Genomic DNA, 2,954 nt, shown 5'->3' with positions numbered 1-2,954 from the left:
ATGAGCTGCGGTTTGAGGATGCGACGGGTCAGGAAGAGCTGTACATGCACGCGCAAAAGGACATGACGACGGAAGTGCTGCATGACCGGACGACGACGGTGAACAACAATCACACGGAAACGGTGGTAGTGGGACAGACGGTGAACGTGGGCACGAAAAAGGAAGGTGGTCACGACCAGACGATTACGGTGGCGAACGACCGGAGCATCACGGTACATAACGACCAGACGCTGAAGGTCACGAACGACCGGATGGCGAGCATCAGCCACGACGACGGGCTGTATGTGAAGAATGACCGTAAGGTGACGGTGGAAGGGAAGCAGGAACACACCACCACCGGCGACCATATCAGTCTGGTGAAGGGGACGCACAGTCTGGAGGTGAAGGGAGACCTGGCGAGGAAGGTGAGCGGGGCGCTGGGGATAAAGGTCGATGGCGATATCGTACTGGAGAGCAGCAGTCAGATAAGCCTGAAGGTGGGCGGTTCATTCATTGTCATTCAGGCGGATGGCGTGGATATTATGGGGCCGAAAATCAATCTGAATGGCGGGGGGAGCGCGGGGACGCCGGTGGGGGTGATGCAGCCGGGCGTGCTGGAGGCGCTGGCGGATGAGAACGGTTTTAACGAGCAGTTTCAAATTTTTGACGATCTGGGTAAAAATACATTGAGTAATATTCCATATAAAATCACAAGCCTTTCAGGACGGAGCTGGGAGGGGGTAACGGATAAGAATGGTTTTACACAGCGGGTACATACTGACACCCCTGAATCTCTATCAATTAGTTTTAATTTAGAGTGAGGTAATTATTTATGGTTGGGCAAAGGCAACAGGCTACAAATGCCGGAAGAACTAACGAAACGAGGGATAGCGTTGTGAGGGTTATATCAGCACCAGCTACCACATCATGGATTAGACCGAATGATAATGTTGTTTTTAACATGAATGTCGATGCAAGCTTACCTGATATCGTATTTGAATTTAGAACCGATGAACCAGGTCCATATCAGTGGGCATGGTCTATAAAATGGGATGCTAAAGCCAGTGGTTTAAAAGAAAGAGCAAGGCGAGGGGCTGTCTTGAGAAGTTTTTCTAAGGATGGTTCTTTTACTTCAACACAAAAGAAATGGAATGCAGAATTTGGCGGAGATATTATAGGCGGTGAACTTAAGGTTAAAGTTATAGCTGGTCATATAACTCTCGAAAAAACTGTAACAATAAAAGGGGCAAACCCCGCTCTGGAGGATGTGACGACCTTTGTTAATGCGCAGGATGGTCTTTCTGGGTTTGATAAAATACTGGAGCAAGAGACAGCAGCGAAGCATTTTATTAATTTTGACTCTGAACCAATTACTTCATTCGATCAAGGATATGGTATAACACAAATGACAAACCCAACTCCGACCTATACACAGGTATGGAGTTGGAAGGAAAATATACTCGGTGGAGCATCTCTATATCGACAAAAAAGACGAGAGGCTGAAAACTATCTTGGAGCCCAGGGTCGAACTTATACAGAAGAACAATTGCAGCATGAAACTTTTAGCCGATGGAATGGTGGTTCTTATCACGTATGGGACGAGCCACAGCATCAGTGGGCTAGAAGAAACAATATATTATGCGATACACAAACAGGAAACATAGGCTGGGATACAACTAATCCTGCAAATGCAAACAGGACAGAGGATGAGTTGCATAACCGCGATCAAGGTCAATATCCAGATGGAACTCACGGTCAGAATAATGAGCACCCATGGCGCTATACAGGAGTTTGTTATGCAGACCATATACTTGGTGAATAGGTTTCTAAGACAGACTATTTTAATTTTTCTATGTTTGGTGTCAAGTCCTGTTTTTGCAAATACAAAATATTCTTTCTTTACTGATGGGAATAAATTATATATTTTGAGCTCGTCAAAGCCGAATAACAAATTTATTGTACCATTGACGAGTGAGTATGTAAATTGGGTTGTTGTTGATTCTTTTAATAGAATCGGGAATGACACTTATTTCGCTATTTTTCAACGAGAGCCATCTAATCCAGAACAACCCGAAGGTTTTTGTGGTAGTGGTGTAGAATTATGGTTACATGTGTATAGGATGAATGCAAATGGAATCGATCTTGTGGGGAATGTTTTAGCCGGCAGTTGTAAGCAAAGCTTTTCTATGGCAAGCCTTGAGTCTGGTTTTCCGAACAGTGATAAAGACTATAGTTCTTTTAGATGGAATAATTTTGGTTTTAGCCTTGAGTGGTTTTCAAAAAAAGATGAACGTGGCAATAATATTCCAAAAACATTTTACTCCATAAAGGGGAATAGCATTTGCATTGAGCGATGATCAAATTAAAAATTTAAAGGAACATATAAAAATCATGTCTCATATATATTGCACAAACAAAATTACTGATTATCTACACCTTCAAATAATATATTATTTCTCAATGGATATTCGGAGGATTTATTTATATGCCCACAGCAGCCCGACTCAGTGACAAAGGCACCCAGCACGACGGTTATTACGAGACCGTGATTATTGCGGGTTCATCAACCGTATTTATTGACGGCCTGCCCGCCGCCCGGCAGGGCGACCCGCTGACGCCGCATTCCAAACCGGAGCATCCGCCTCATCCGCGTAAAATAGCGGGCGGCTCTTCCGCGGTATTTATTGACGGCAAACCAGCAGCCAGAACCGGTGATGCGGTGGACTGCGGCGGCGTGGTTATCGGCAGCGGTACAGTCAATATCGGCTGACATACTTTTTAAGATTTTAAGGGAAAATATTATGTCACAACAGGGTCTGCGTTTCACGCTGAATATAGACGGGCTGGGTGAAACGTCCACTGCCGTGGTGGGGTTCACGCTTCAGCAGTGCCATTCCACGCCTTTTACCCTGGAAGTGGATATCGCCAGCGACCTGCCGGACCTGGCGGCAACGGACTTTCTGGAAAAGAACGCG

General features: G+C 45.4%; 4 protein-coding genes. All 4 read left to right on the top strand.

What is annotated here, in order from left to right; all coding sequences use genetic code 11:
- A partial coding sequence (locus ACHHZ6_RS24585) for a hypothetical protein (protein WP_395123181.1) occupies window positions 1-800 on the top strand: 800 nt, incomplete at its 5' end.
- An 11-nt stretch (window positions 801-811) separates the two neighbouring features.
- The gene (locus ACHHZ6_RS24580; protein ID WP_395123180.1) at window positions 812-1,801 is read left to right on the top strand and encodes a hypothetical protein; all 990 of its coding nucleotides are present in this window, start codon (window positions 812-814) and stop codon (window positions 1,799-1,801) included.
- Window positions 1,776-2,336, top strand: coding sequence for a hypothetical protein (locus ACHHZ6_RS24575; protein WP_395123179.1), 561 nt, complete (start codon window positions 1,776-1,778; stop codon window positions 2,334-2,336). The genes ACHHZ6_RS24580 and ACHHZ6_RS24575 overlap by 26 nt, the downstream gene beginning before the upstream one ends.
- Window positions 2,337-2,464: 128 nt before the next feature.
- Window positions 2,465-2,749, top strand: a complete 285-nt coding sequence (locus ACHHZ6_RS24570) for a type VI secretion system PAAR protein (protein WP_395123178.1) — start codon at window positions 2,465-2,467, stop codon at window positions 2,747-2,749.
- Window positions 2,750-2,954: the final 205 nt, after the last annotated feature.

Origin of the sequence: Enterobacter cloacae complex sp. 2024EL-00214, assembly GCF_043945575.1 — a bacterium.
In the GTDB taxonomy this organism is placed as follows: Bacteria; Pseudomonadota; Gammaproteobacteria; order Enterobacterales; family Enterobacteriaceae; genus Enterobacter; species Enterobacter cloacae_P.
The sequence above is the reverse complement of the archived record's forward strand: the minus strand, read 5'-3'. Positions and strand labels throughout refer to the sequence as shown.

What these genes read in the sequence shown, in the direction of transcription:
- ACHHZ6_RS24580 (WP_395123180.1), top strand. Translation starts at nt 812, where the DNA reads ATGGTTGGGCAAAGGCAACAGGCTACAAATGCCGGAAGAACTAACGAA.
- ACHHZ6_RS24570 (WP_395123178.1), top strand. Translation starts at nt 2,465, where the DNA reads ATGCCCACAGCAGCCCGACTCAGTGACAAAGGCACCCAGCACGACGGT.
- ACHHZ6_RS24575 (WP_395123179.1), top strand. Translation starts at nt 1,776, where the DNA reads ATGCAGACCATATACTTGGTGAATAGGTTTCTAAGACAGACTATTTTA.